Here is a 26,067-nt window from a genome sequence, read left to right as displayed (position 1 = left end):
TCACCGGATCGCGTGGCGGTGGCCTGGCGCTGGTCGCGCTGGCGCAGGCGCGGCCCGAGCCGATCCCGATCTATGCCGAGATGTCGAGCATCAACCCCGTCGTGCTGATGCCTGAGGCGCTGGCGGCGCGCGGCGAGGCGCTGGCCAAGGCTTACGTCGGGTCGCTGACGATGGGTGCGGGGCAGTTCTGCACCAACCCGGGCGTGGTGATCGGCGTGGCGGGTGCCGAACTCGACGCATTCGTCGCCACGGCGGCCGAAGCGCTGACGGCCGCGCAGCCGCAGGTGATGCTAACCGCAGGCATCCACGGCGCGTACAATAAGGGCGTCGATGCGCTCGCGACGCACAACAGCGTCGAGACGGTGGCGCAGGGCGTCGAGGGCACCGGTTGCACGCTGGGTCGGGCGGCTCTGTTCCGTACCGATGCCGAGCGGTTCCTGGCCGATCCGGCGATCGGGCATGAGGTGTTCGGCGCGGCGTCGATCGTGATCGCCGCGCGCGATCTGGATGAGGTTGCCGCGCTGCTCGAAGGGCTGGAGGGGCAGCTGACCGCGACCTTGCAGCTGGACGAGGGCGATGTGGAGGCGGCACGCAAGCTGCTGCCGATCCTGGAGCGCAAGGCCGGGCGGATTCTCGCCAATGGCTGGCCGACCGGCGTCGAGGTGTCGACCGCGATGGTGCATGGCGGCCCCTTCCCCGCCACCTCCGACGCGCGGACGACCTCGGTCGGCACGGCGGCGATCGAGCGCTTCCTGCGGCCGGTCTGCTATCAGGATCTGCCCGAGGCGCTGCTGCCCGCCGCGCTGCGCTCGGACAATCCGCTCGGCCTGCCGCGCACGATCGACGGCGAGGTGAAGTGATGACGCCGTCGCGCCGCGACGTGCTGGTGGCGGCGGCCGCCCTCCCCTTCATCGGCGCGGCGGCCCATGCTGCGCCGATCACCTGGGGTGGCGACGTCATCCAGCTGTGGCCGGGCAATGCGCCGGGCGCGCCCGCGAAGCTGCCGGTCGGCAAGGTGGAGCAACGGTCCAAGGATCCAGGGTTCAACGACCGCTGGCTGACCGGCATCGACCGCGCGACGCTGATGGTGCGGCGCGCGCCCCAGCCGAACGGCGCAGCGGTGCTGCTGGTGCCGGGTGGCGGCTATGGCTTCCTGTCGATCGATAATGAGGGAGAGGAGCAGGCGCGCTGGCTCAATGCGCGCGGCGTGACGTGCTTCATCCTGAGCTATCGCCTGCCGGGTGAAGGCTGGGCGAACCGCGCGACGGTGCCGCTGCTGGATGCGCAGCGCGCGATGCGGGTGATCCGCGCGCGAGCCGGCAGCTATGGCGTCGATCCGAAGCGGGTGGCGGCGCTGGGATTCTCCGCAGGCGGGCATCTTGCCGGCAGCCTTGCGACGCGGTTCGACGAGCGGACCTATGCGCCGGTCGATGCGGCGGACCAATTGTCGGCGCGGCCTGATCTGGCCGGGCTGATCTATCCGGTGGTGACCCTGTCGGCGCCGTTCACGCATGGCGGATCGCGCGATGCCTTGTTCGGGCAGGGCGCGGATGCGGCGCTGCTGCGGGCGGCGTCGGTGGAGACGCGGGTGACAGCGGAAACCCCGCCGATCTTCCTCGCGCATGCCAGCGACGACGGGCTGGTGCCGATCGGGAACAGCATCGCGCTGTATCAGGCGATGCTGGAAAAGGAACGCGAAACCGAGTTCCACGGCTTCGACAAGGGTGGGCATGGGTTCGGCGCGCGGCTGCCGAAGACGGTGCCGGCGTCGGCGTGGCCGGAGCTGTTCGCGGCCTATGCGCAGCGGATCGGGGTGCTGCCGGCATGAAGCGGGGGGCACTGGCGCTGGCCTGCGCGGCCACGCTGATCGCGGCGGAGGAGCCGAAATACCAGAGCAGCCCGGCGCGCCGCACCGTCGTGGAGACGCGCGACTGGGGGCCGTGGGGCGGGCCGTTCCGCGCGGGGCTGGTCCCGGCGCTGATGCGTGATTTCGGCGAGCGCTATCTGTACGCCGAAGCGAATGCCGCGTTGCCGCCGCCCGCCAAGGGTGAGCAGCGGGTGGTGTTCCTGGGCGACTCGATCACCGATGGCTGGGATCTGGCCAAGGCGTTTCCGGGTCAGCCGTACGTGAACCGCGGGATCGGCGCGCAGGGGACGGCGCAGATGCTGCTGCGGTTCGAGCAGGACGTGGTGGCGCTGAAGCCGGCGGCAGTGGTGATCTTGGGCGGGACCAATGACGTGTCCGGCTTCCTGCAGGTCGAGACGCCAGAGACGATCCTCGCCAACGTCACCGCGATGGCGGACATCGCCGACGCGCGCGGTATCCGCGTGGTGCTGTGTGCGCTCACGCCGGTGAACGATTATGGCGAGAAGCGCGGCTATCTGACGAAGGAGCGGCCACCGGCGACGTTGCGGGCGGTGAACGATCGGCTGCGGGCGCTGGCGGCGGCGCGGGGGTATGCCTTTGCGGATTATGCGGCGGCCGTGGTGGATGCGCGCGGGTTGCTGACCGACGCCTATACGGCTGACGGGCTGCACCCGAATGCGGCGGGCTATGCGCGGATGGCGCCGGTGGCGCGGGCGGCGATTGCGGAGGCGCTGGCGGGGCTGGGAAGGTGACGTAAGGCACGCGTCATCCCGGCCTTGTGCCGGGATCCAGGGTGCCCCGAACTCTCCGGCTGTTGGATTCGTGGAGGTCTGGATCCCGGCACAGGGCCGGGATGACGCGTGGGTTTGGCTGCGGCTGCGCGTACCATCTCCGCTTATCCCGTCACCCCGGACTTGATCCGGGGTCCCGCTTCTTTTTCTGGCGAAGGGACAAGGCAGCGGGACCCCGGGTCAAGCCCTGGGTGACGGGTATCAGGGCCGCACAGCGTCGCTGACGCCTTCGAGTGCGCGATAGGTGAGGTTGCGGAACACGGCCGTGCCGCCTTCGGTCGCGTAGAGGCCGGGGCGTAGGCTGAGGAAGCCGTCGGCGACATTGTGGTTGTAGCCGGCGACCTCGACCGAGCGTTCCTTGGTCCATGTCCGCCCGTCGCGGCTGTGATAGAAGGTGACGACCTCCTCGTCGTTGACCAGCCGCAGGAACAGTCGGCGCGTGTCGATCGGCGCGCCGGCGGGCCAGCGTTCCTCCTGGCCGATGCGCCAGGCGTGGAGCTTTTCCGTGCCGACGCCGAGGCCGCAGAACAGCTTCTCGTTGTAGAACAGCAGTAGCCCAGCCTGCGCGGCACCCTGCAGTTCCACCTCGACGCGGATGTCGTAGGAGCGGTCGCCGGCGACGAACAGCAGCGGCGAGGCATCGGCAGGGCCGGTCCCCTGCCCCGTCAGCGTCAGCGCGTTGCCGGCGATCCTCGCGCGATCGAGGTAGCCGGGGCGCGGCGCCCAGAAGGTGAGCTTTTTGCCAATCGCGTCGGGGCCGAATCCCGACAGCGGCTGGCCGTGCGCACCGACAGCGTTGCCGGGCTTGCGCAGCGGGCGCGACAGGTCGCCGCCGCTGGCGCGCGGCCAGCCGTCGGCGGTCCATTCGAACGGTTCGAGCAGCATCTGGCGGCCGAGCGTGCGCAGGCCGTTCTCATAGCCGTGGTAGACCATCCACCATTGCCCATCCGGCCCCTCGATCGCGGTGGCGTGGCCGCGCGACCACCAGGGCTCGTCGCGGCTGACCGTGCGCACGATCGGGTTGTGCGGGCAATTCTCCCACGGGCCGTGGATCGAGCGCGAGCGGGCGACGACGACCATATGGCTGGTCGGCGGGCCGGCGGTGCCGCCTTGCCCCGAGAACATGTAGAAATACTCGCCGCGGCGGGTGAGCTTGGGGCCTTCCAGCGCGAATCCCTCGATGACCCAGTCCTGCGGAATCGGCCAGCCGCCATAGACATGATCGGGCTTGCCGACCGCGGACAGCCCGTCGTCGCTGAGTTGCACGCGGCTGCCGCCGTTGAAGAACAGGTAGCGCTTGCCGTCCTCGCCGAAGGCATGGCCGGGATCGATATGCCCGTCGAGGTGCATGTCGATCGGCTCGCTCCAAGGGCCCTTCATGCTGGGCGCGTGGATGACGAAGGTCTTGAGCGCGCGGCCGGGATCATTGTCGTCGAGGACCGGGATGTAGATGAAGTAGCGGCCGTCATGCTTGGCGATGTCGAGTGCCCAGACGTTGCCGATCGGGGTTTTCAGCGCGGCGGTGAGCGGCGTCCAGTTCACGAGGTCGCGCGAATGCCAGATCGGGACGCCGGGATAGTAGAGGAAAGACGAGAAGGCGGCGTAATAATCGTCGCCGTCCTTCAGAATGTTGGGATCGGGGCGGTCGCCAGCGAGCACCGGGTTCAGGTATGTGCCGTTGCCTAGATCGGCGCGGCGCTGGCCTTCGACGGTCTTGCCCCAGCGTGAGCGGGTTGGTGTGGCGGCTGGCTGCGCTGCCGCCGTCATGGCGGTGAGCGTGGCGCCGGCGGAGGCTAGCGCCATCAGGATCGTGTCGCGGCGGTTGACCGTCATCTTGGTCCCTCTTGTTGAAGCGGTCGTTGGAAGTGCGAGGCTTGCCGTCACTCACTTCGTCATGCCGGGCTTGTTCCGGCATCCAGCGTGCCGCGTATCTAAAGCCTTCGAGTGCGCGGAAGCTTGGACCCCGGCACGAGGCCGGGGTGACGGAGTTCTCGTTGTTACTGCTTCGCTCCGCCCGTTGGTTCGAGCGTGACGAGCGCCACGTCGTTGGTGCGCATCTTAACCGTCATGGTGTGGCGGCCCGTGCTGCCGATCTGCACCGTCGCGTTGCTCTCGGGCACGTCACGGGTCAGGCCCTGCAATTCGGCGAGTTGCGCCGTGCCGAGATCCTTCGGCGAGCCCATCTCCAGATAGCGGGAGTGCGCATCGTTCGCCTTGAACCCTACCCGGCGCACGGCGACGCGGTAGCGGCCGGGCTGAAGGCCGGCGAACCGCAATTCGGCAGGCTTGTCGACGCTGGCAGGGAGCACCTTGGTGAAGAACGGGCGGTTGCTCACCTCCTGCTTCGGCTAGCGCCAGGCCCAGAGGATGACGTTGGTCTTGCCGGCTTCGGTCGCGGCCAGCGCCTCGTTGTCGCCGGTGGCGATCTCGCGGCCCTTCACCTCGTTCAGGTACTTGTACGCGAACCAGGCCGGCTTGCGGATGCCCTCGCGGTTCATCAGGCCGAAGCCGCCGTGGAAGGGGGTTGGCGGCGGGCCGGCTTCCTCGAAGAGGTCGCTGTACGCCCAATAGCTCATGCCCTGTGCGATGCCGCGCGTTGCGAGCAGTTTGGTGAGGATGTAGGGCGCGCTGATGTAGCTATCGTGGACGGGATCGCGCGGATTGTAGCTGGCGCTCCATTCGGTGAAATAGAGCGGCAGGCCCTTGTACTTGGTGGCGTCGATCTGGGCGCGGACCTTACGCACATCTGCGACGATCGCGTCGGGAGTGGCGAGCAGCTTGTTGTCGTCCTCACCTTTCTCGTCGAGGAAGCCGCCGGCGACGCCATAGGTGTGGGTGGTGACGAAATCGATCGGGATGTTCCGGGCCGCGGTGAGCGCGAGCAGCTCGGGCACCCAGGCTGCGCCGGCCGTCGCGGGGCCGCCGACGCGCAGGCTTGGGTCGATCGCCTTGATCGTACGGGCGCTGGATTCGTAGAGGTCGAAATAGGCCTTCTGGTCGGCCTTTTCCCAGAAGCCGTCGAGATTGGGCTCGTTCCACACCTCGAAGAACCAACTGCGCACTTCGTCCTGGCCGTAGCGTTCGCGGGCGTGGCGGACGAAGGCGTCGACCAGCGCGGCCCATGCCTTGGGCTCGGGGTGGGAGGTGTTGCCCTTCCAATAGAAAAGGGTCTGCTTGGAGGTCGCCATGGCGGTGGGGGTGAAGCCGAGTTCGACGAACGGCTTGATGCGTCGGGCAAGCAGGCCGTCGATCAGCTGGTCGATCTTGGTCCAGTCATAGACGGTCTTGCCGTCCACCACCGTCACCGTGCCGAGATCGTCGTGGAACAGGCCGTGGAAGCGGATGTAGCGAAAGCCGAGTTCGTCCACTGCGGTCTTGAGCTGCGCCATGGCTTCAGGGCGCATCGTCGTGCCGGGGTAATCGGCGCCGACCGAGAGATCAAAGGCACGGTCAATGGGGGTACCGGCCTTGGTGAGGTCGATTGTGATCTGGCGATCCTGGGCGAGCGCGGGAGTGACTGCGAGCGCGGCAGCGAGGAACGCGGCGCCAAGCTCGGCATGCCGGGTGGGGAGGGTCATGGTCCGTCTCTCCGATCGGAGGTTTACGCCGCGCAGTGGCGGGCGATGAACTGGGCGTGGTCGGGCATGGCGTTGGCGGTCTGCCCGATCACGCTGCGCAGATGGTGGAGGAAGCGCGCGGTCTCCTCCGGCGGCAGGGTGGCGACGAGCGGGTCGCCGGCGGCGGGTTGGCCCGCCTGCCCGGTGAGCACCGCGATCCAGCTGTCGTCGGTGAACAGGCTGCCGGCCTCCGGCATCACGCGGCCCCGTTCGCGCCAGAGGGCGAGCTTGTGCGCCAGTGTATCCGGCGGCGCGGTGTCGCGGCAGTGGCGCCAGAACGCGGAATCGTCGCGGTCGGTGGCGTGATAATGGAGGATGATGAAGTCCCGGACCTGCTCGTATTCGGCCAGCAGCTGGCGGTTGTAAGCGTCGCGGCTCGCGGCGGGATGCCCGCTGTCGGGAAACAGGCTCATCAGCCGCGTGATGCCTGACTGGATCAGGTGGATGCTGGTCGATTCCAGCGGCTCGAGGAAGCCGGCCGACAGGCCGATGGCGACGCAATTGCGCTCCCACAGCCGCTCGCGCACGCCGGCGGTGAAGCGCAACGGGCGGAGGTCGGCGGTGGGGGCACCGTCGAGACCCGCAATCAGCGCATCGGCAGCGGCGTCGTCGCTCAGGAAGGCGCTGGCATAGACATGGCCGTTGCCGGTGCGGTGCTGGAGCGGGATCCGCCAGCGCCAGCCCGCCTCGCCCGCCGTCGCGCGGGTGTAGGGAGTGAGCGGCGCGGTGGATTCGCTCGGCACGGCGAGCGCGCGGTCGCAGGGGAGCCAGTGCTGCCAGCTGGTGAAGGGTACGCGCAGCGCCTCGCCAAGCAGGAGCGAGCGGAAACCACTGCAATCGACGAACAGGTCGCCTTCGATACGGCGGCCGTCCGCCAGCTCGACCGCCCGGATGAAGCCATCCCCCGGGGCGAGATCGACGTGGCTGATGCGTCCCTCGACCCGTGTCCCGCCGCCGCGTTCGGCCAGCCCGCGCAGGAACCGGGCGTAGAGCGCCGCATCGAAGTGGAAGGCGTAGCGCAGCGAGGAGAGAACCGCCGCCGGATCGCCGCTAGGGCGCGTGAAGCGATTCAGACGCGCGGCGACCGAGGTAAGGCAGTAATCGTGGAGCGAGCCGGCATCCCCTGCCCGCGCCTGACGCTGCCAGAGCTGGTGAAACTTGATCCCCTGCACGTCGCGGCCGAAGGTGCCGAACGGGTGCATGTAGCGCTCGCCTTTGCGCCCCCAGTCGACGAACTCGATGCCGAGCTTGAACGTTGCGCCGGTCGCGCGGACGAATTCGTCCTCATCGATGCCGAGCAGGCGGTTGAAGTCGACCAGAGACGGGATCGTCGCCTCGCCGACGCCGACCGTGCCGATTTCCTCGGATTCAACCAGCGTAACGGACGTGCCGGCTGCGGTGAGCCGCGCGAGCACCGCGGCCGTCATCCAGCCGGCCGTTCCACCGCCGACGATGACGATGCGGTCCAGCGACTTCGCGCTCACGCAGGCGCGCCGAAGTTGCGCGTGCGGGCGTAGTCGATCAGCTGGCGGTTGCTCGGCAGATTGGCGATCGCGAACGCCGCCTGCCGCTCCACCTCGGCGAACGCCCGGCGCGCATCGTCGGCGTAGCGATAGGCGCCGGCGCGGGCAGAAAGGTCGGTCTTCCAGCCCATCCCGTAAAGGACATATTGCCAGCTCGCCTCGGTGAAGATGTCGACGTTGGCGTCGATGTCGATCTCGGTCGGCGGGCGGTAGCGCCAGCGGTCGAGCAGGTCGTGGAGGCTGTCGGGGATCGACGAGGCTGCGACATTGTCCTGCCAGAAGTCGGAATCGCGGCGTTCCGAGATGCAATAATGCAGCTTGATGAAATCCCGCGCGCGCTCGTATCGCTGAAGCATGTTCGCGTTGAACTGCCGCGCAGAGGTCTCGTAGTCGCCGCCCCAGGGGAACAGGTTGGCGACCATGCCCGCGGCCACTTCGGAGAAGACGATGCCGGTCGCCTCCAGCGGCTCGAAAAAGCCGCTCGACAGGCCGATCGCGACACAATTCTTGTGCCAGTTGGTCTCGCGATAGCCCGCCTCGAAGCGGATCTTGCGTACGTTATGGCCGTTGCCGACATCGCCGACATAGGCACGCAACAGTTCTTCGGCGCGGGCGTCGTCGGTATGCGCGGAAGAAAAAACATGGCCGATGCCCCGGCGGCGATCCAGTCCGATGTCCCACATCCAGCCCGATTCCTGCGCGGTCGCCATGGTGTAGGAAACGATCGGATCGCGCTCGTCGCGGTACGGCACCTGGATGGCGAGTGCGGTGTCGCAGAACAGCACGTCACGGCATGAGCGATAGGGCTGGCCGAGCGCCTTGCCGATCAGTTCGGCGCGAAAGCCGGTGCAGTCGATGTATAGGTCCGCCTCCAGCCGACCGCTCGCCTGCGTGTCGACGCCGGCGATCGCGCCGCCCTCGTCGACATGAACCTCGGTCACGCGATCGGTGAGGTGGGTGACGCCATTCTCCACTGCCTTGTCGCGGAGCAGCGCGGCGAGCGCCACCGCATCGAAGTGAAAGGCGTAGTTGAGCGGGGCGACGTAATCGGGGTGGCTCGGCAGCTTGGGCGCGCGGTGCGCGTCGGCGGCCTTCTTCTGCGGGCTGCACACCTCGTCCCAATTCGCCTCGCCACCATGGCCGAGCAGCCAATAGGGAAGCAGGTCGAGGCCGTTCTCCGCCTCGGCGAGCTGGAACGGGTGCGTGTAGTGATCAGGACCGGGCTGGCCCGGGGTGAAGCGCCAATGGGCGAACTTCGCCCCCTGCTTGAAGCTGGCGCCGCATTTGCGGATGAGGTCGACTTCGCTGATGCCGATCGTTTTCAGCGTGCGGCGAATGGTCGGAAAGGTGCCCTCGCCCACGCCCAGGATGCCGATTTCCGGCGATTCCACCAGCGTAATGGCAACACCACCCGGAAGATCCGCGCTGAGCCGCTTGGCCAAATAGCCGGCGGTCAGCCAGCCGGCGGTGCCCCCACCGACGATGAGCACACGCTTGCGCATTCGCGCACCTCCCCAACAGCTTGCGGTGACGCCGGGCCAGAAGCCCGGCGTCACGATCGGATCAGAACGACAGGCTGATGCTGGTAGCGATACGACGGTCGCTCTGGAACCAGCTACGGCCGACCAGCTTGCCGCCGGGATAGCCACCCATCAGCACGCGCTGCGTGGAGTTGGTCAGGTTCTGCCCCTGGATGCCGAACGAGAAATTGTCGTTCACCTTGAAGCGAATACCCGCGTCCAGCTGGCCATAGGCGTCGCTGTACGTCGGCAGCGCGATCTGCGTGCCCTGTGCCGACTCCGGCGGGCCGGGTACGTCGTAATAAGCATAGGTGGGGTTGGTGCCGCTGGCATTGGTCGACTGCAGGTACTTCGACCGCCAGGTGTAGGCGACACGCAACGAGAACGGATCCTTTTCGTACAGGAAGGTCGCGTTGACGTTGTGCTTCGACAGGCCGACCAGCGGCGCGTCGCTGCGCACCTCTCCGTTGATGTCGCGATAGACGTCGCCGGGGTTCTTGCTGTCGATGAAGGTGTAGTTGCTTTCTACGCCGATGCCGGCGAGCCAGCCCGGCAGCATGTCAAAAAAGAAGCGGCCCCCCACTTCGACGCCCTTGATCTCCGCCGCCTTGTCGGAATTGGCGTAGATGGTTGCCGCACCGAGCGACTCCAGGGTCGTGCCGTCCGTGAATGTCGCGGTGATCGGTTGCTGGGTCAGCGAGAAGATGGGCGTATCGAGCAGGCGCTTGTAAAACGGCGCGATGTGGAAATTGGCGCCGCGAGGACCATAATATTCGAGCGATAGATCGAAATTGTGCGCCGTAGTCGGCTTCAACGTCGGATCACCGCTTTCGAGGGTGAAGTTGGTGAAGATGCCCGGCTGGCCCGCGATCGGGTTAGTCGAGGTCGCGACGCCGAGCGTTCCTGACGAACGCAGCGCAGTGAAGCTCTGGTTATCGAGGGTGATGTTATAGCCGCCGCGCAGCTTGATCGAGTCGGTCAGCGCATATTCCAAGTTCACCGACGGCAAGACGCGGGTAAATTCCGCGCCGGCCTCGCGAACGCCCGAGGTCTGCGCCAACGTTACGGTGCGGCCATCGCTAGTGATGAACTGCACAGAATTTTGCTGGAAGAAACCGCTGCTCGTGTTGTCGATGTGAACCAGGCGCGCACCGACATTGCCCGAGAACTGACCGCCCTCGCGCCCGAAGCGAACGAGCGCATAGCCGGCCCAAGTTTCGGTGCGATACCGGGTCAGATCATCCGGCAGGATGAAGCCGATCTGGCGAATGCCGCCTGCCCCGCCATAGCCGGTGCTCGGCACCGGCCCCGAAGACGCACAATTGTACGGATCGGGGCAGAAACCTGCCGGCGGCGCCTGGGTGAGCTCCGCGCGATCCAGCCGGCTGACGAGATCATAGGACGGGAACAGCAGCTGGCCGGGAATTACCGCCTCGCCGCGGAAGAAGTTCTTGAACGCGTGAAGCTCGATGTCTCCCGGCGCCGCGTTCGCGAACGTCAGCTGCGGATCGCCATTCCAGCCACGGCCGAGCGCCGCCCAGTTGTAGCCGTTGTTGTAATCGCGCTCAGTGCGCTCCGACCAGCGACCGCCGACCTTCACCGAGCGGAAGAAGCTGTCGTCGAACGAATATTCCGCATCGAGGTTGGCGGAATCGAGCCGGCCCTTGTTGTCTTCATTGTGCGGCATTGACGCCGACCAGAGATAATTTGCCGGATCATCAAAGATTGCCTGCGATCCGGACGGAACGCTGACGACCGGCAGGTCTCCGGTTAGGTCGAGACCGAAGCTCGTCGGGAAGTTCAGATCGCGGAACACGTCCAGGCGGTTGAGTACGCTCGTCGATTCAACGCGCTGGATCGCGCCCTTGATCGCCAGTGGGCTGTCGGCCGGGGTGAAGGCAAAGGCGAGCGAGTAATCGCGCGTGCGAGTCTTGCTGTCCCACACGCCCTTGTTGCCGCCGCTGACAATCGAACCGCCGCTGGGCAGGAAGCTGGTCTGGTCGCGCACGAACAGGGCCGGGCTCGACAGGAGCAAGCCGTTCTCGTCGAAGGTCGACTGCGACGGATCAACTGCCAGCACCTGAGATGCGACCTGCGCGCCATAATCGCTCGACAGGTTCTTGTAGGTTGACTGGAAGAACGTGCCGGTGATCGTCAGATCGCGCGTCGGCGCCCATTGGATCGCGCCATAAATACCTTCACGATCACGCTGGAACCGCTCGTCACCGTAAGCATAGCCGCCGGGCACGTAATAGTCGTTGTTGTCGGACAGGCGCGTACGGAAATACGGTTCTACACGGAAGAACTGCGACAGCTGGGTGAACCGGCTGCGCGCGTAATCGGCCATGATGCCGATATCGCCGATACCGGTCTCGAAGTTCTTCGAAACGAGGATGGATGCGGCATAATCGGCGTTCTGCGCGAGATCGCCCATGCTGAGTTCGCCAGTCGCCGCGACGTGGAAGTCCTTGTCGCGGAAATCGAACGGCAGGCGGGTGCGCAGGTCAATCTGGCCACCAGTACCGCCCTCGATCAGATCGGCGGTCGAAGCCTTGTACACGTCAACGGCGCTCATCAGCTCCGGCGTCACATCGCCCCAGAGCAGCGCGCGGCCGCCGTTGGCGCTAAAGATCTCACGACCGTTCAGACGCGACGCAACGCCGGACAGGCCGCGCACCTGCACGCCCGAGCCCTGCGCCGAGAAGTGATCCGGATCGTTCAGCGCCGAGAAACGAACGATCGACACGCCGGACACGCGCTGCAGCACTTCGGTGATCGAGTTGTCGGGCAGCTTGCCAGCGTCATCGGCAACGACCGAATCAACGATGGTTTCGCTGCGGCGCTTGCGGTCATCCGCCGCCTGAAGCGCGGCACGGCGACCGGTGACGACAATCTCGCCGTCGCCAGCCGATTCAGCTTCCGGACCAGCCGCCTGCTGGGTCGCATCGGCCGCGTCCTGCGGCTGAACCTGTGCCCAGACCGGGAGAGCAGCCCCCGCTGCCGCCAGCGCCAACGCGGACGCACCCAAACGAAGCACCCCTGCCTGTGAAAAGCGCGAGCGATGCCAACGTGAAACCATTACAAAAATCCTCCCCTGTGACCGTGGCCGCTCAACGGGCAACAATCCTACGGTAGCGCTCACATTACCGCTACTTTGCTCGCAAGCCAACTGGAAATTACATTTGTGTGAAGAAGCAGTTCGTAGCTCACGATTTTCCATTCTCAACGCATTACCAAATGGCCTTTTCTTCAGTTGATGCATGTGCTTACGGGTGACACGGAGCGTGAGGCAGCTAAGAATGGAACGTACCCGATCATCAAAACCGCAAGCCCAGCGACCGCTACCAGCGCTGGGCTGGCCTCAAGTCGATGCGCTTAAACTGAACCGCGCCACGTCTGTCAGGGCTTCAAATTCCGGATCATCGGCGCTTGCTTTGATTCAGTTGAATTCGGGGTTTGTGGCCGGGCCTGCGAGAGGGCGCCGCACCGATAGCTTCATCACCGGGCCGACCCTTTCTACAAACCTGGCGCCGATATCCCGCGCGGCGTGCATCCGGCGGCGCGACACGGAAGCTACGTGACCTGATGAAGAGGCTCGGGCAGAGTAACGACGGGCGAACTGGTGCTGAGCGACTTCCAACGCAACGGAAACGCTCGCATCCGAGACGCCGCGTCGGCAGACGGCGAACCAGATCCCGCATCTGGCATCGCCCCACCTTTCAAACAGTGAGCGATCGCAGCCGTTGGCGTTGATTGCGATCATCAAGGGTTCCCGTGAAATTTCCGGGAGTTACGCGCGAGGCATCGCGATCAAGTTGAAGCATCGCGCTTCAATGTAATCCGCATCGTATCGAAAATATTTTCTTCATGCCGCAAAATCATTCGTTTGACGCCACTCGGTTGGTCCGCCACTTCCGGCACACAGAACATGAATTCCCTTGTTCTCGACTTGGGAGAGGATGCCGCAATGCATGATAACGAGCCGGATCGAGAGAGCTCGGCATTGCGATTTGGTGCCTTGTTTCAGACGATTATTCTATCTGCGGTCGCCGCTGTTATTTGCGGCCTGTTCAAAGCCCATGCACTCACCGAAACTCAGACATCTTTGTCGCTCGTCACCGCGCTGCCAACGGTCATGACAATGCTCGTGCTGGGTGGTTCAGGAGAATAGATCCTATTTAATATAAGTAATTTTGCGTTTGACCATAAACTTTTTGACTTATGAATGGCCGCACACATGCGCTTATGAGGCAGACCGAATCAAAAGGGGCACGCAGCGGAGCATAATCCGTCCGCGGCTTCGGTCACGTCACGGTTGCCTCGCACATGTTGTCAGCACAATCCTTCCCATCCTGGCACTTCGCCAGTCTGACCATTGACGCACGCAAGCTGCTGTTCTCGCTCAGCAGCTTCCTTGCAGCGGCAATCACGCTTGCCATCGCATTTTCGGCCAGCCTGCCACGCCCCTGGTGGGCGCTCCTGACAGTGTACGTGACTGCGCAGCCAATGGCGGGCGCATTCCGACCGAAGGTCCTTTATCGTATTGCGGGTATCACAACCGGCGCTGCCGTGACGATCGCGTTGGTTCCAAACCTCCAGAACGCGCCGGAGCTGCTGGTGCTGTGCCTGGCTTTGTGGACCGGCTTCTGCATCTATCTTGCGGTGCTCGACCGAACCCCGCGCGCCTACCTCTTTCAGATGGCAGCGTTCAGTTCGGCGGTTATCAGTTTTCCCTACATCGACGATCCCGCCAACATCTTCGACACGACGGTCGGCCGCGTCGTGGAGATGACGGTCGCGATCCTGAGCGTCTCGATCGTCCACGCCTTGTTGCAACCATGGAGCGCGACGCCCGTCATCCGGGAGAGGGCGCAATCGTTCCTGCGCCACGCCCGCACTTGGTCGGTGGAAGTGCTGAGCGGCGACAATCGTGAGCGGGAGAACGATCACCGCCGGGCGCTGGCTTCCGACGTTACCGAACTGGGGATGATCGCCGTCCATCTCCCGTTCGATCAGCGCGCCGCCCCCATTACGCAGCGCCGCGTGATCGCGCTTCAGCAGCAGCTTGCCAACACGATCCCGCTTGCGTCAGCTGCCGCCAACCGGCTCGACTTGCTGGAGCGGGAGAACGCCATTTCTCCGGAAATGGGCACCTTGCTCATGCGTGCGGTGGACTGGCTAAGTGCGACAGACGGCCCGGCTGCTCACGTTGCGCCCCTGATTAAGGAATCCGAGCGCCTGGCCACGCAGGCTGAGGACCGTGGCGATTGGCCCTCGCTGCTGGCCGCAAGCGCTGCCATTCGCCTCGCCCAATTTCTTGACGCCTTTGCAGCGGCACGCCGACTTGCCGGCCGTATAGGCTCACCCGGCCGGCTTAAGACCAAAGGAGCACAGGCGGAACACTCCTTCCGGCTCGCGCGCGACCACGGCATGGCGGCGCTGGCCGGTGCGGCGACGGCGGTGGCGATCATGCTCTATTGCGCCGTGTGGATCCTGCTGGCGTGGCCCAGCGGCTCGGCCACGGCGGCCTTTGCGGCGCTCATCACCTGCTCCTTCGCGGCGCATGACGACCCCTCGCCGGTGATCGGACGCTACCTGAAGGCGACGCTCAAGACCTTCCCGCTCGCCGCCTTCTATCTGTTCGTCGTCCTGCCCCGCGTGGACGGTTACGAGATGCTGGTCATCACGCTCGCCCCGGCACTGATCTGGATGGGCTATATCCAGGCTGACCCGCGGCGCTCGCCAGAGGCGTTGCCGATGTTCTCCTGCTTCATCGTCGCCATGGGCTTCCTGCCCCGCTTTCAGGCTGATTTCGCCACGTTCGTGAACACCGGTCTCGCCCAGCTTGGCGGCATCGTAACCACACTGGCCGTGACGCGCCTGTTCCGTTCAGCAAGCGTGCGCTGGACGCTGCGCCGCGTGATGCGCGCCAACTGGGCCGAACTTGCCCTGCTGGCGGACATCCGGCGGCCTTTCCGTCCCGCGGACTGGACGGCGCGCTCGGTCGACCGTCTCGGCCAGATCGCGCAGCGGATCGTCGCAGCCCCGCCGGGCGATGACTTCCATGCGGCGGACGGCCTCGCCGACCTGCGCATCGGGCGCAACGTCATCCCGGTGCGCAAGGCGCTGTCCCATGTCCCGCATGACCTGCGCCACGACATGGGGCTGGTGCTCTCGGGCATCGCCAATCACTACCGCGCCCGGATCCGCTGTGGCGCCATCTCCCCGGCAGACCCCGCCCTGCTGGCGCCGATCGACCGGTCGATCGGCGCTCTGCTGGCCCGCCCGCTCGACGATCATCGCAGGCAGGCGCTGCGAGCGCTCGTGGCAATGCGCTGCAACCTGTTTCCCGAAGCAGCTGCGCCGGTGCTGACCATCGGAGCGGCGTCAACGACGCACGTGGGCATGGAATTGGCGTATGATTGAAGAAGTTCACTTTGGCGGCATCTACGTTCCCACCGCGCTCGTGACGGCGGTCATTTCGGTGGTGCTCGTCTATTTCCTTCGCATGCCGATGCAGCGCCTGCCGCTTCATCGCTTCATCTGGCAACCCGCCCTGCTAGACCTTGCCGCCTTCACCCTCATCTGGTGGGGCCTCAGCGCGGCAGCAGACTTTATCCCTCACTTCCGGCTGCACTACTGATCATGCCTTACCGACATCTTCTCGGGCGCTCGCTCGCGACCCTACTCGTCATCCTTGCCATCCTCGGCGGGATCTATGTGCTGTGGCAGCGCTATCAGGTCGATCCGATCACGCGCGACGGCAAGGTTCGGGCGGACATGGTGCCCGTGTCGGCCGACGTCGGCGGGCTCGTCACCGACGTGCGGGTGGTGGACAACCAGCCGGTACACAAGGGCGATGTGCTGTTCGTGGTGGATCGTCCCCGCTACCAGCTCGCCCTTGAGCAGGCCGACGCCAAATTGGCGAGTCAGCGCGCCTCGCTTGCCCAGGCCGTTCGCGAGGATCGCCGCAACCGCGCAGTGAGCGCGGTGATCGCTGCGGAGACCGTGGAGCAGGGGCGGACGCGGACCGACGAACTAAGGGCTGCGGTGGCGGAAGCGGTCGTCGCGCGGAACCTCGCCCGCTTCAACCTGGAACGCACGCTAGTGCGCGCGCCGGTGGACGGGACCGTCACCAATACGACCCTGCAACCCGGCGTCTATGTCGTTGTCGGCAAACCTGCCCTGGCCCTGGTCTATGGAAAGACCCTCCGCGTGGAGGGATATTTCGAGGAAACTAAGCTGCCGGCCATCCAGGTGGGCGATCCAGCGAGCATCTACATCATGGGCGTGGCCGACGAAGTCCGCGGTCGGGTCCAGAGTATCGCGGGCGGCATCGAGGATCGCGAGCGTGGTGGTGTCGATGGTCAGTATGCCGATGTGAATCCGACGTTCGACTGGGTCCGGCTGCCCCAGCGCATTCCCGTTCGGATCGAGTTGGACAAGGTGCCGGCGAATGTGCGCCTGATCCCCGGGCAGACCGCGACGGTCGTCATTCATCCGCGCACCGATGAGCGGAAGATCCACAGGAGCCTGCCATGGTGAGGAGTACGGACGTGCTTCCCCCCGTCGGCTTGATGGCTGGACCCGGGGCTATCGTGCCAGTTCGCGCCTCCGGCCGCGCTCGGCCCTGGCGCGCCACGAGACGCCTGGCACTCTCCGTCGCCGGTGCCTTGCTGATGGCGGGCTGCACCACGGTGGGGCCGGACTATAAGGGGCCGAAAAGCGAATTGCTCAAAGCCCCTGCCGCCCAGGGTCCGTTTGCCAGCGCCACCGGCATGCCCGTAGAGGCAACGGAGCTGCCGCAAGACTGGTGGCGGCTGTATGATGACCCGACGCTCGACCGGCTTGTCGGCGAGGCTCTGGTTGCCAACACCGACCTTCGCGTTGCCGCAGCCAATCTCGCGCGTACCGAAGCCGTGGTCGACGAGGCCAGGGACACATACGGCCCCGAGCTTGAAGTGGAGGGCGAAGCCCAGCGCAGGCAGTTCTCGAGGCAGTCCTACCTGCGCGAGGATCCGATCCCGCCGCTCAGCGTCGGCGGCGCAGGATTGCGCGTCTCCTATCAGCTCGACCTGTTCGGCCAGTTGAAGCGCATCGTCGAAGCTGCGGAGGCCGATGCGGAGGCCAGCGTCGCTCTCCGCGACGCCGTGCGCGTGACCGTCGTGGCCGACGTTGTGCGCGCCTATGTCGAAGCCTGCACCGCAGGAGAGGAGCTGGCCGTTAACCGATCCGTTGTCGACATCCAGGACAAGAGCGCCGACGTCCTGCGCCGTCTGGGGCGTGCAGGCCGGATCGCGCGGAAGGACGCCTTCCTGGCCGATGCCCAGACGGAGGAAAGTCGCGCTGCGCTGCCGAAGTTCGAAGCGCGCCGCAAGACGGCTCTCTTCCATCTTGCCGTGCTGACCGGCCGCCCCCCGGCAGACTTCCCGAGCGACGTTGCTACGTGCGCCACACCGCCCCATCTGAAGCGTCCCATTCCCGTCGGGAACGGCGCCAGTCTGTTGAAGCGGCGTCCCGATGTGCGTGAGGCCGAGCGCAAACTCGCCGGTGCCACGGCCCGGATCGGGGTCGCGATCGGGGAACTCTATCCCCGCATCAGCCTGGGCGCCAGCATGGGCACGCTCGGGATCCTGAAAGACCTCGGCACGAACGCCACCAACCATTGGAGCCTCGGCCCGCTCATCTCCTGGACCATGCCCACCGAAGGCGTCCGGTCGCGGATTCATCAGGCCGATGCCGGCGCGGTCGCGGCTCTCGCCAGTTTCGACGGAACCGTGCTCACCGCGCTCCGCGAGGTCGAAGTCAGTCTGACAACCTATGGGCGCGACCTTGATCGCGCCGCCCGTTTCGAAGCAGCGCGAAATCAGGCCCTCAAGGCTCAGAAGGATGCTCAGATCCTCTACAACGCCGGCCGCACCCCGCTCTTCGATCTGTTGAACGCGAAGCGAACCGTCGCCGAGGCAGAGGTCGCACTGTCGGCATCAAAGGCGCAGGTGGCGGACGATCAGGTCTCCCTCTTCCTCGCTTTGGGAGGAGGCTGGAAGCAGACCGAAAGTTGACCTTGGTGCCCGTCACCCCTTCGCAGTTATGATTGTCGCTGCCGCTTCACCGAGGTACTTCAACCGCCTTGGTTCAGCGCTAAACATACATTGAGCAGAAAGTTGTTGCCGCGTGGACATCAGCGTCGCCCGCACTTTTCTTGAGGTCGTTAAGACCGGCAGCTTCGTAGGCGCTGCCAACAACCTTAATATCACCCAGACGGCAGTGAGCGCGCGCATCCGCGTGCTGGAGGACCAGCTGGACCGCCCCGTCTTCATCCGCAACAAGGCAGGCGCGCGGCTGACCCAAGCGGGCGAACAGTTCCTGCGCTTCGCCTCTACGTTGGTGCAAGTATGGGATCGCGCCCGCGCCTCCGTCGCCTTGCCGCCCGGTCGCGAAACGGTGATTACCATCGGGGCCGAATTGAGCCTGTGGAATCCCCTGCTGCGTCACTGGCTGCTGTGGATGCGGCGCGAATGCCCGCAATTTGCGGTGAACTCTCGGATCGGAACTGCTGATCAACTGGTAGAGATGGTACAGGACGGCGCGCTTGACGTGGCGATCGTGTATGCGGCTCCGCACGGGGCGGGTGTCATCGCGGAACTGCTGTTTGAGGAAAAGCTGGTGCAAGTGCGCACCACAGGGAACAAGCGACCGCTGACACCCGAAGACCACGTCCGGATCGACTGGGGCGACGATTTCGCCGCCAGCTATCAGGCCGCTTTTCCCGACCAGCCCGCGCCGGTTATGTCGATCAGCTACGGTCCGCTGGCACTCGAATACATTCTTGAAACAGGTGGAAGCGGGTATTTCCGCAAAGGATTTATTCGTCCGCAGCTGGAAGACGGCAGGCTGGAACTGATCCCTGGAAGCCCTGAATTCTCCTACTCGGCCTATGTCGTTCACTCCACGAAGGCGGATGCCGGAGTGATGGAGCGAATTCGCGAGGGCCTGCGTGAAGCAGCCAAACTCATCGCACAGGAACCCTCATGATGCGTGGACCACCTACCACCCTGGTTTGAAGACCATGCCTGCCGCCAGGCCAACCATCCGCGATAGTGACTCAACGTCGGCAGTTCGGAGCGGCTTTTCACCAGCTTTGGACATTCGTTCACGTTGCTTAGGCGCCGTATGGCAAACACCTAGAACGATGGTCGAACTTCGAGCACTTCGTGAATGCGCAGAGCCCTGCTGAATGGCATATTGCGGGAGTTTCGCATTAGCGTTATCACCTCAAGATATGCTCTCTTGCGCCGTCGTTCTTTCTGATTTGCTCGTTACAGAACGACCCTCGCTCATCCGTCGTCTCACACGCCTACTTGGAAGCGAGGTCGCGGCTGAGGACGTGACGCAGAGCCTGTTCTTCAAGCTCCAGCGCGTCGACAACCCCGCGGCGATCCAGAACAAGAGCGCGTTCCTCAATCGTCTGGCGACCAACCTCGCAACCGACTGGCTGCGGGCGCAGAAACGTCGCGATGGCCTGTTCACCGCGATCGATACGGCGCCCGATGTCCCCTGCGACCTGCCGATCGCCGAGCGCCAGTTGCTTGACCGCGAACAGCTCAGGATCCTGCTCGAAAGCGTCGATGACCTCACCCCGCGCTGCCGCGAAGTCTTCCTGCTCCGCAAGGTCGAGGAATTGCCGGTCAACGAGATCGCGAGCCGCCTCGGAATTTCACGCAGCATGGTCGCGCGGCACATGGACAATGCGCTGCGACACCTGTTCGCCCGCGTCGGCAGCGTGGGCGAATGAGCTGAAATCGACCGGTCGACGGTCGACATTGCGCTCCGTGGATCGTCTAAGCTTATAAGCGTGCCCGTGCTGTCACCTGCATCGTCGCGTGACAGGAGGGGCACATCGCGGTGAGAGACGGATTGATCACCAGGGACATGACCGATGCAGCGGCGCGCTGGATCACGGCGCGCGATGCCGGGACACTGACGGAAACCGACGCGCGCGACCTGGCGCAATGGCTTGCGTGCGATCCGCGTCACGCCGAGGCGTTCGCGCAGGTGGAGACATTCTGGCGTGCGATGGGCAGCGATCAGGTGCAGGCTGCGCTACGCGGGCGTCCCCGGCTCGCGGTCGTGCCGCGACTTGCCGCCCCGTTTCGTGCCCGGCCCCGGATCGCGATGGCGCTCGCAGCTTGCCTCGCGCTGCTCGTCGTCGGCGGTTCGGCACGCGACGGCGTCACATGGCTACGATCGGACGCTATGACCGCTACGGGCGAGCGCCGCAGCGTGGCGCTGGCCGATGGCTCGACGGTCCATCTCAACACCGCCAGCGCCATCGCGATCGACTTTACCCGTTCGGCACGAACGATCCGGCTGCTCGAGGGAGAAGCCGCATTCACCGTCGCGCGCGATCGCGACCGGCCGTTCACAGTGGTGGCGGGCAGCGGATCGACGACGGCGCTCGGCACGCGCTTCATCGTGCGGCAGGACGGTGACCAGACTGATGTAACGGTGACGGAACACAGCGTCCGCGTCGTCGAGACCGCCACACCGGGCGCACCATCGACCGTGTCGGAGGGGCAGTCGCTGCGCTATAGCCGCACCGGTGTCCAGCCTGCGCATCGTATCGATCCCCGCATGGCCGACGCCTGGGTGCACGGGACGATGATGTTCAACGACCAGCCGCTCGGTGACGTGGTGCGTGAACTCAACCGCTATCACGCTGGATATATCACCGTGCTGGGCAGCGGCCTTGCGACCCGCAGGGTCAGCGGCGGGTTCGGCATCGCAAATCCGATGCAGGCGCTCGACACGCTGGAGCATACGCTCGGCATTCGCTCTATCCGTGTCACCGATCGGCTGATCCTGCTCGTCGCCTGAGAAGAAAATTTCGCGACCCACGTCTACATCGCCCCATCGCCGAACGTCAGAATGATAGGATTGGTTCTCATTAGCGAGAGCCGCGCGGGATAATCACACGGGGGTCCATTAAGTGCGGATGTTCAATCGACCGACAGCCATCGGGCTGCGCGGGCTCACGCTGTCGTCGCTGATGACGACGACGGTGCTGGGCGTAGGTATGGCCTTCGCCAGCCCGGCGGCCGCTCAGGCCAGCCGGAGCTACGACATTCCCGCCGGCTCGCTGTCGTCGGTGCTCGGCCGGTTCATTCAGGCGAGCGGCGTCGCGGTCGTCTATGACGCGTCGCTGACGCAGGGCGTGTCCAGCGCCGGCCTGCGCGGCAGCTATGGCCCGGCGGAGGCGCTATCGCGCATCCTCTCAGGCAGCGGCCTGACCTATCGCCAGACCGGCGCGGGGTCGTTCACGATCGAACGCGCGCCGCAGACGACGGACAACGAAGTGCGTCTCGACGCGGTGCGCGTCGAGGGCGCGGGCGATGCTGGCCTGATGGCGAGCACGTCGTCCGATCCCGGCCAGACCGAGGACACCGGCTCCTATGCCACCAACGCCGTCACCATCGGCAAGAGCACGCGCTCGATCCGCGAGACGCCGCAATCGGTGAGCGTGATGACGCGCGCCCGGCTCGATGATCAGAATTTGCGCACCATGGACGATGCGCTGCTCAACGCGCCGGGCATTGTCGCCGAGCAGCAGAGCAGTTTCGAGCGCAACTTCTATTCGCGCGGCTTCGAGATCACGACCATCCAGTATGACGGCGTGCCGACCGAGCGAAATAGCGGCTTCTTCAGCAGCCCGGACCTGGCGAGCTATGACCGGGTCGAGGTACTGCGCGGTCCGGCCGGGCTGTTCAACGGCGCCGGCCAGCCGGGCGCGACGATCAACCTCGTCCGCAAGCGCCCGCAGAAGGAGCGCCACCTGCACCTGCAGGGCCGCGTCGGAAACTGGGATTACAAGCGCGTCGACGGGGACACCAGCGTGCCGCTCAACGCCAGCGGGTCGATCCGCTCGCGCTTCGTCGCTTCCTATGAGGATCGCGAATTCTTCTACGATTATGCCGATTCGACCAAGGCCGTGCTGTACGGCATCGTCGAGGCCGATCTTGGGCCGAACACCACGTTGGGTGTCGGCATCAATTACGAGCAACTGGACGCGATCCCCTTCTATACCGGCATCCTGCGTTACGCGAACGGCACCGATCTGAACCTGCCGCGGTCGACCTATACCAACGGTAGCTGGTCGACGCTCAACGTCGATACGACGACGTTTTTCGCGGACCTGACGCATCATTTCGGCGAAAACTGGAAGCTGAAGCTGGGCGGCACCAAGATGCGCGAGAACAACACCGGCTTCAGCGGCGCGGCCTGCTGCTCGATCGCGCTCACCACCACGCCGGCGTCCACCACGACGGGCGCCACCTTCTCCGCCTTCGACCAGACGCTGATCGGCGATCAATGGGCGTTCGATGGGAGCCTGACCGGCAGCTTCGAGGCGTTCGGCCAGAGCCACGATCTGCTGATCGGCGGCAATTACATGAACCGCGACTACGACAATGACGGGCAGGCCTATAGCGGCCCGGCCTACAATCCGTTCACCTATAATCCCTATACGTTCAACTTCGTCCCGTCCGTTCCTGCGCGCGCCGCGTCCAGCACGACGAACAATCTGGAGCAATGGGGCCTGTACGGCTCGCTGCGGCTGGCGCTCACTGATCGCGCGAAGCTGCTGTTCGGCGGCCGCTTCAGCGCGTGGAAGACGCGCACGCAGAACAACGTCACCGGGTTGGTCACCAGCCAGTATCGGCAGAAGGGGCGCTTTACCCCTTATGTCGCGGCGACCTATGACGTGCTCTCGAACTGGACGGCCTATGCCAGCTACGTCCAGATTTTCCGCTCACAGTCCAACCTGTTCACCGCCGAGGGCGAGCCGCTCGACCCGGCGACCGGCGGCAATGCCGAGGCGGGGCTGAAGGGTGAATTGTTCGACCAGCGCGTGAACGCCACGATCGCGGTGTTTCACACGATCGAAAAGGGTCGTTCGCAGATCGACGTGGAGAATCCCTCGCCCTGCTCGGGGTCGCCGACGCTGGGCAATTGCTACATCCAGGACGGCAAGGTGCGCAGCCAGGGCGTCGATGTGGAACTGACCGGCATGCTGACGCCGAACTGGCAGATCGCCGCTGGCTATACGTATAACGTGACCAAATATCTGCGCGATCGCGCGGCCAATGGCACGCCGACGATCAACGAGCGGCAGCCGCTGTCCACCTTCACGCCGAAGCACATGCTGCGGCTGTGGACGTCATACCAGCTGCCGGGCGCGGCCTCAGCGTTGACCGTGGCGGGCGGCGTCAACTTCCAGACCGCGATGTACAAGCGCACCGCGACGATCTTCGTCGAGCAGCCGACCTATTCGGTATGGTCCGGCCGGGTGAGCTACCAGATCAGCCCGGAGCTGAAGGCCTCGGCCAATTTCAACAACATCTTCGATCAGACCTATTACCGCACCATCGGCACCACCTCGGGCAATTGGTACGGTGAGCCGCGCAGCGCGATGCTGTCGCTCGAAGCCCGGTTCTGACGTGACCGGCCGGTCCAGCCCCGTCGTCTCCGGCGGCGGGGCACCGCGGCGCGCGGTGCAACGCGGAGAGAAAAGCGGCTGGCAGCAGCGCGTCGATATCGTGGCGCGCAGTATCGCCGCGATCGTCGGCGGCTATGCGGTCAGCGCGCTGGCGACGGCGCTGCTGGCGCGCGTGCTGCCCATGTCGAAGATCGAGGCGGCGATCGGCCCCGCCACCTTCTCCTTCGTCATCTACGCCACGATCGCCTGCTGGGCGTTCGCCGCGCGCCGGACGTGGCTGTTCTGCGCGGTGCTGGCCGTGATCGGCGCGCTGCTCTGCGCCATGCTCTACGGGATGCCCCGGCCATGAAGGAAACGTTGCGGCAGTCGATGGCGTGGCTGCACACCTGGTCCGGCCTGCTGTTCGGCTGGCTGATCTTCGCCATGTTCATGACCGGCACGGCGAGCTACTTCCGGCCGGAGATCACGCGCTGGATGCAGCCCGAGACGGGCAAGCCCGCGACGCTGGCGGTAGCGGCTGCAAATGCCGAAGCGCATCTGCTGAAGGTCGCGCCCAAGGCGCGCAGCTGGACCATCAACCTGCCGGACGATCGCGAATCCGTCACGCGCGTGTCGTGGCGACCTCTCCCCGAGCCCGGCGAGCGCGAAGGCCGCGGGCCGCGCGGGCGCGGGTTCGGCCGCGGCAGCAGCGCCGAGCTGGACGCTGCCACTGGCGCGATCGTCAAGCCGCGCCAGACCCGCGGCGGCGACTTCTTCTTCCGCATGCATTACCAGATGCACTATATCCCGGCGCTCTACGGCGAATGGCTCGCCGGTGCCGCGGCGATGCTCATGCTGGCCGCGATCATCTCCGGCGTGATCACGCACAAGCGCATCTTCGCCGATTTCTTCACCTTCCGACCGAAAAAGGCCGCGCAGCGATCATGGCTGGACGCGCACAATCTCACCGCGGTGCTCGCGCTACCCTTCCACCTGATGATCACCTACACCGGGCTGGTCATGCTGATGCCCACGCTGATGCCATGGGGCATATCGGCGAACTTCCCGACCGAGCAGGCCTATTACGCCGCGATGTTCCCGCGTTACAAAATGCCGGAGCGTACCGGCGAGGCCGCGCCGCTGATCTCCATTCCGCAGGCGATCGCACGGGCGGAGCAGGTCTGGGGTGGCGGCCGCCCGAGCATGATCATGGTCGAGAATCCCGGCGATCGCGCCGCGCGCGTCTCGGTCGTGCGCCACTCCGGCGACCAGCTGGCCTATGACGGCGGCCTGCTGCTGTTCGATGGCGTTACCGGCGCACTGCTCGCCGCGCCGCCCGAGCATGGCCCGGCGGTGGTGACCAACCACGTCATGTTCGGTCTGCACATGGGCCATTTCTCCGCCCCCGTGCTGCGTTGGTTCTACTTCCTCGCCAGCCTCGCAGGCTGCGCGATGGTGGCGACCGGGCTGGTGCTGTGGACGGTCAAGCGGCGCAAGAACCTGCCCGATCCGGCGCGCCCTCATTTCGGCTTCCGGCTGGTCGAGCGGCTGAACATCGCCACGATCGCCGGCGTGCCCGCCGGTATGGCTGCGGTGCTCTGGGTGAACCGCCTGCTGCCGGTCGAAATGCGCGGGCGCGCGACATGGGAGATGCACAGCTTCTTCATCGTCTGGGCGTTCGTGATCCTCTACGTCTGCCTGCGCCCGGTGCGCCGGGCATGGGTGGAGGGACTGGCGCTGGCCGCGGCGCTGGTCGCCGCGCTGCCGCTGGTCAGCGCGATCACCACACCGGATCGCAGCCTGCTCCACAGCCTGATGACAGGCGACATGGGCATGGTGGCGTTCGACCTGACGCTGTTCGCGCTCGGCCTGTGCCTCGCCTTCGGCGCCTATAAAGCCGGGGCGTATCAACCGACCGTGCGCCAGCCGCGCCGCCGGGCGGTCGAAGCGAAGGCGGCCGCGTGATACATCTCGCAACTCTGCTCTTTGCTTTCGCCGGCTTCGCCGCTCTGTGCCTCGCGATGGACAAGCATCAGCTCGACTTGATCGGCCATCGCCTCGCCGCCACGACCGTCCGCGGACTGAGAGTCGCGGCCATCGCCGTGCTGGCGGCCGCTTATGCCAGCGCCGCTGCTGTGTCCGACTGGCGCTTCGGCGTGGTGGAATGGGTCGGGGCGATCATAATCGCGGCGCTGGGGCTGACGCTGCTCCTCCCATACCGGCCGCGCTGGGTCGTTCGATTGGCCATCGGCGGCGGCATCGCAGGGGTGATGATC

20 protein-coding genes and 1 pseudogene are annotated in these 26,067 nt (G+C 65.6%); 15 read left to right on the top strand and 6 right to left on the bottom strand.

Annotation, left to right across the window (positions count from 1 at the left end):
• From AX702_RS22310 to AX702_RS00205, 3 genes and pseudogenes are all read left to right on the top strand, one after another.
• Positions 1-860 (top strand): annotated as a pseudogene (locus tag AX702_RS22310) (aldehyde dehydrogenase (NADP(+))); the annotation flags it as partial.
• Entirely contained in the window at positions 860-1,828 is a 969-nt protein-coding gene (locus AX702_RS00210; protein WP_066774849.1) for an alpha/beta hydrolase, read from the top strand. The pseudogene AX702_RS22310 and the gene AX702_RS00210, both read left to right, overlap by 1 nt.
• Positions 1,825-2,619 (top strand): GDSL-type esterase/lipase family protein, encoded by a 795-nt coding sequence (locus AX702_RS00205; RefSeq protein WP_066774846.1) that lies wholly within the window; start codon positions 1,825-1,827, stop codon positions 2,617-2,619. Before AX702_RS00210 ends, AX702_RS00205 begins: the two co-directional genes overlap by 4 nt.
• Before the next feature lie 240 nt (positions 2,620-2,859).
• On the opposite strand, the gene AX702_RS00200 is transcribed toward AX702_RS00205, so the two are convergent.
• The 6 genes from AX702_RS00200 to AX702_RS00180 form a co-directional block, all read right to left on the bottom strand.
• On the bottom strand, positions 2,860-4,491 hold the full coding sequence (locus AX702_RS00200) for a family 43 glycosylhydrolase (protein ID WP_066774843.1): 1,632 nt from the start codon (positions 4,489-4,491) through the stop codon (positions 2,860-2,862).
• Between the two features lie 164 nt (positions 4,492-4,655).
• Complete coding sequence (locus tag AX702_RS22750; RefSeq protein WP_231731669.1) at positions 4,656-4,994, bottom strand: hypothetical protein; 339 nt, start codon at positions 4,992-4,994, stop codon at positions 4,656-4,658.
• A gap of 12 nt (positions 4,995-5,006) precedes the next feature.
• Positions 5,007-6,236 (bottom strand): GH39 family glycosyl hydrolase, encoded by a 1,230-nt coding sequence (locus AX702_RS00195; RefSeq protein WP_231731668.1) that lies wholly within the window; start codon positions 6,234-6,236, stop codon positions 5,007-5,009.
• Positions 6,237-6,259: 23 nt separating this feature from the next.
• Positions 6,260-7,759 (bottom strand): tryptophan halogenase family protein, encoded by a 1,500-nt coding sequence (locus AX702_RS00190; protein WP_066774840.1) that lies wholly within the window; start codon positions 7,757-7,759, stop codon positions 6,260-6,262.
• On the bottom strand, positions 7,756-9,300 hold the full coding sequence (locus AX702_RS00185) for a tryptophan halogenase family protein (protein WP_066774837.1): 1,545 nt from the start codon (positions 9,298-9,300) through the stop codon (positions 7,756-7,758). The genes AX702_RS00190 and AX702_RS00185 overlap by 4 nt, the downstream gene beginning before the upstream one ends.
• 61 nt (positions 9,301-9,361) lie before the next feature.
• Entirely contained in the window at positions 9,362-12,346 is a 2,985-nt protein-coding gene (locus AX702_RS00180; RefSeq protein WP_231731667.1) for a TonB-dependent receptor, read from the bottom strand.
• A gap of 939 nt (positions 12,347-13,285) precedes the next feature.
• Here AX702_RS00180 and AX702_RS00175 point away from each other — a divergent pair.
• The 12 genes from AX702_RS00175 to AX702_RS00120 all read left to right on the top strand — a co-directional run.
• On the top strand, positions 13,286-13,489 hold the full coding sequence (locus AX702_RS00175; RefSeq protein WP_156455282.1) for a hypothetical protein: 204 nt from the start codon (positions 13,286-13,288) through the stop codon (positions 13,487-13,489).
• A 155-nt stretch (positions 13,490-13,644) separates the two neighbouring features.
• Positions 13,645-15,744, top strand: a complete 2,100-nt coding sequence (locus AX702_RS00170; RefSeq protein ID WP_066774828.1) for an FUSC family protein — start codon at positions 13,645-13,647, stop codon at positions 15,742-15,744.
• Positions 15,737-15,961 (top strand): DUF1656 domain-containing protein, encoded by a 225-nt coding sequence (locus AX702_RS00165; RefSeq protein ID WP_066774825.1) that lies wholly within the window; start codon positions 15,737-15,739, stop codon positions 15,959-15,961. The genes AX702_RS00170 and AX702_RS00165 overlap by 8 nt, the downstream gene beginning before the upstream one ends.
• A 2-nt stretch (positions 15,962-15,963) precedes the next feature.
• The gene (locus AX702_RS00160; protein ID WP_066774824.1) at positions 15,964-16,863 is read left to right on the top strand and encodes an HlyD family efflux transporter periplasmic adaptor subunit; all 900 of its coding nucleotides are present in this window, start codon (positions 15,964-15,966) and stop codon (positions 16,861-16,863) included.
• Complete coding sequence (locus AX702_RS00155) at positions 16,857-18,380, top strand: efflux transporter outer membrane subunit (protein WP_231731666.1); 1,524 nt, start codon at positions 16,857-16,859, stop codon at positions 18,378-18,380. The genes AX702_RS00160 and AX702_RS00155 overlap by 7 nt, the downstream gene beginning before the upstream one ends.
• A gap of 112 nt (positions 18,381-18,492) precedes the next feature.
• Positions 18,493-19,353 (top strand): LysR family transcriptional regulator, encoded by an 861-nt coding sequence (locus AX702_RS00150; RefSeq protein ID WP_066774813.1) that lies wholly within the window; start codon positions 18,493-18,495, stop codon positions 19,351-19,353.
• A 202-nt stretch (positions 19,354-19,555) separates the two neighbouring features.
• Positions 19,556-20,113 carry an RNA polymerase sigma factor gene (locus AX702_RS00145; RefSeq protein WP_331710365.1) on the top strand — a complete coding sequence of 186 codons (558 nt, stop codon included), beginning with the start codon at positions 19,556-19,558 and terminating at the stop codon, positions 20,111-20,113.
• Between the two features lie 137 nt (positions 20,114-20,250).
• Entirely contained in the window at positions 20,251-21,195 is a 945-nt protein-coding gene (locus tag AX702_RS00140) for a FecR family protein (RefSeq protein WP_066774807.1), read from the top strand.
• Between the two features lie 118 nt (positions 21,196-21,313).
• Positions 21,314-23,812, top strand: coding sequence for a TonB-dependent siderophore receptor (locus AX702_RS00135; protein WP_066774804.1), 2,499 nt, complete (start codon positions 21,314-21,316; stop codon positions 23,810-23,812).
• Position 23,813: 1 nt separating this feature from the next.
• Complete coding sequence (locus AX702_RS00130; protein WP_197420446.1) at positions 23,814-24,161, top strand: hypothetical protein; 348 nt, start codon at positions 23,814-23,816, stop codon at positions 24,159-24,161.
• The gene (locus AX702_RS00125; RefSeq protein ID WP_082745887.1) at positions 24,158-25,756 is read left to right on the top strand and encodes a PepSY-associated TM helix domain-containing protein; all 1,599 of its coding nucleotides are present in this window, start codon (positions 24,158-24,160) and stop codon (positions 25,754-25,756) included. Before AX702_RS00130 ends, AX702_RS00125 begins: the two co-directional genes overlap by 4 nt.
• The coding region (locus AX702_RS00120; protein ID WP_197420445.1) for a DUF3325 domain-containing protein at positions 25,753-26,067 on the top strand (315 nt) is incomplete at its 3' end. The genes AX702_RS00125 and AX702_RS00120, both read left to right, overlap by 4 nt.

The organism is Sphingomonas sp. CCH5-D11 (assembly GCF_001557395.1).
In the GTDB taxonomy this organism is placed as follows: Bacteria; Pseudomonadota; Alphaproteobacteria; order Sphingomonadales; family Sphingomonadaceae; genus Sphingomonas.
Note: the sequence above shows the minus strand (reverse complement) of the source record. Positions and strands in the feature narration are given on the sequence as shown.

What these genes read in the sequence shown, in the direction of transcription:
- AX702_RS00185 (WP_066774837.1), bottom strand. Translation starts at nt 9,300, where the DNA reads ATGCGCAAGCGTGTGCTCATCGTCGGTGGGGGCACCGCCGGCTGGCTG.
- AX702_RS00195 (WP_231731668.1), bottom strand. Translation starts at nt 6,236, where the DNA reads ATGACCCTCCCCACCCGGCATGCCGAGCTTGGCGCCGCGTTCCTCGCT.
- AX702_RS00160 (WP_066774824.1), top strand. Translation starts at nt 15,964, where the DNA reads ATGCCTTACCGACATCTTCTCGGGCGCTCGCTCGCGACCCTACTCGTC.
- AX702_RS00165 (WP_066774825.1), top strand. Translation starts at nt 15,737, where the DNA reads ATGATTGAAGAAGTTCACTTTGGCGGCATCTACGTTCCCACCGCGCTC.
- AX702_RS00205 (WP_066774846.1), top strand. Translation starts at nt 1,825, where the DNA reads ATGAAGCGGGGGGCACTGGCGCTGGCCTGCGCGGCCACGCTGATCGCG.
- AX702_RS00145 (WP_331710365.1), top strand. Translation starts at nt 19,556, where the DNA reads ATGGCATATTGCGGGAGTTTCGCATTAGCGTTATCACCTCAAGATATG.
- AX702_RS00210 (WP_066774849.1), top strand. Translation starts at nt 860, where the DNA reads ATGACGCCGTCGCGCCGCGACGTGCTGGTGGCGGCGGCCGCCCTCCCC.
- AX702_RS00200 (WP_066774843.1), bottom strand. Translation starts at nt 4,491, where the DNA reads ATGACGGTCAACCGCCGCGACACGATCCTGATGGCGCTAGCCTCCGCC.
- AX702_RS00140 (WP_066774807.1), top strand. Translation starts at nt 20,251, where the DNA reads ATGACCGATGCAGCGGCGCGCTGGATCACGGCGCGCGATGCCGGGACA.
- AX702_RS00170 (WP_066774828.1), top strand. Translation starts at nt 13,645, where the DNA reads ATGTTGTCAGCACAATCCTTCCCATCCTGGCACTTCGCCAGTCTGACC.
- AX702_RS00135 (WP_066774804.1), top strand. Translation starts at nt 21,314, where the DNA reads ATGTTCAATCGACCGACAGCCATCGGGCTGCGCGGGCTCACGCTGTCG.
- AX702_RS00125 (WP_082745887.1), top strand. Translation starts at nt 24,158, where the DNA reads ATGAAGGAAACGTTGCGGCAGTCGATGGCGTGGCTGCACACCTGGTCC.
- AX702_RS00175 (WP_156455282.1), top strand. Translation starts at nt 13,286, where the DNA reads ATGCATGATAACGAGCCGGATCGAGAGAGCTCGGCATTGCGATTTGGT.
- AX702_RS00155 (WP_231731666.1), top strand. Translation starts at nt 16,857, where the DNA reads ATGGTGAGGAGTACGGACGTGCTTCCCCCCGTCGGCTTGATGGCTGGA.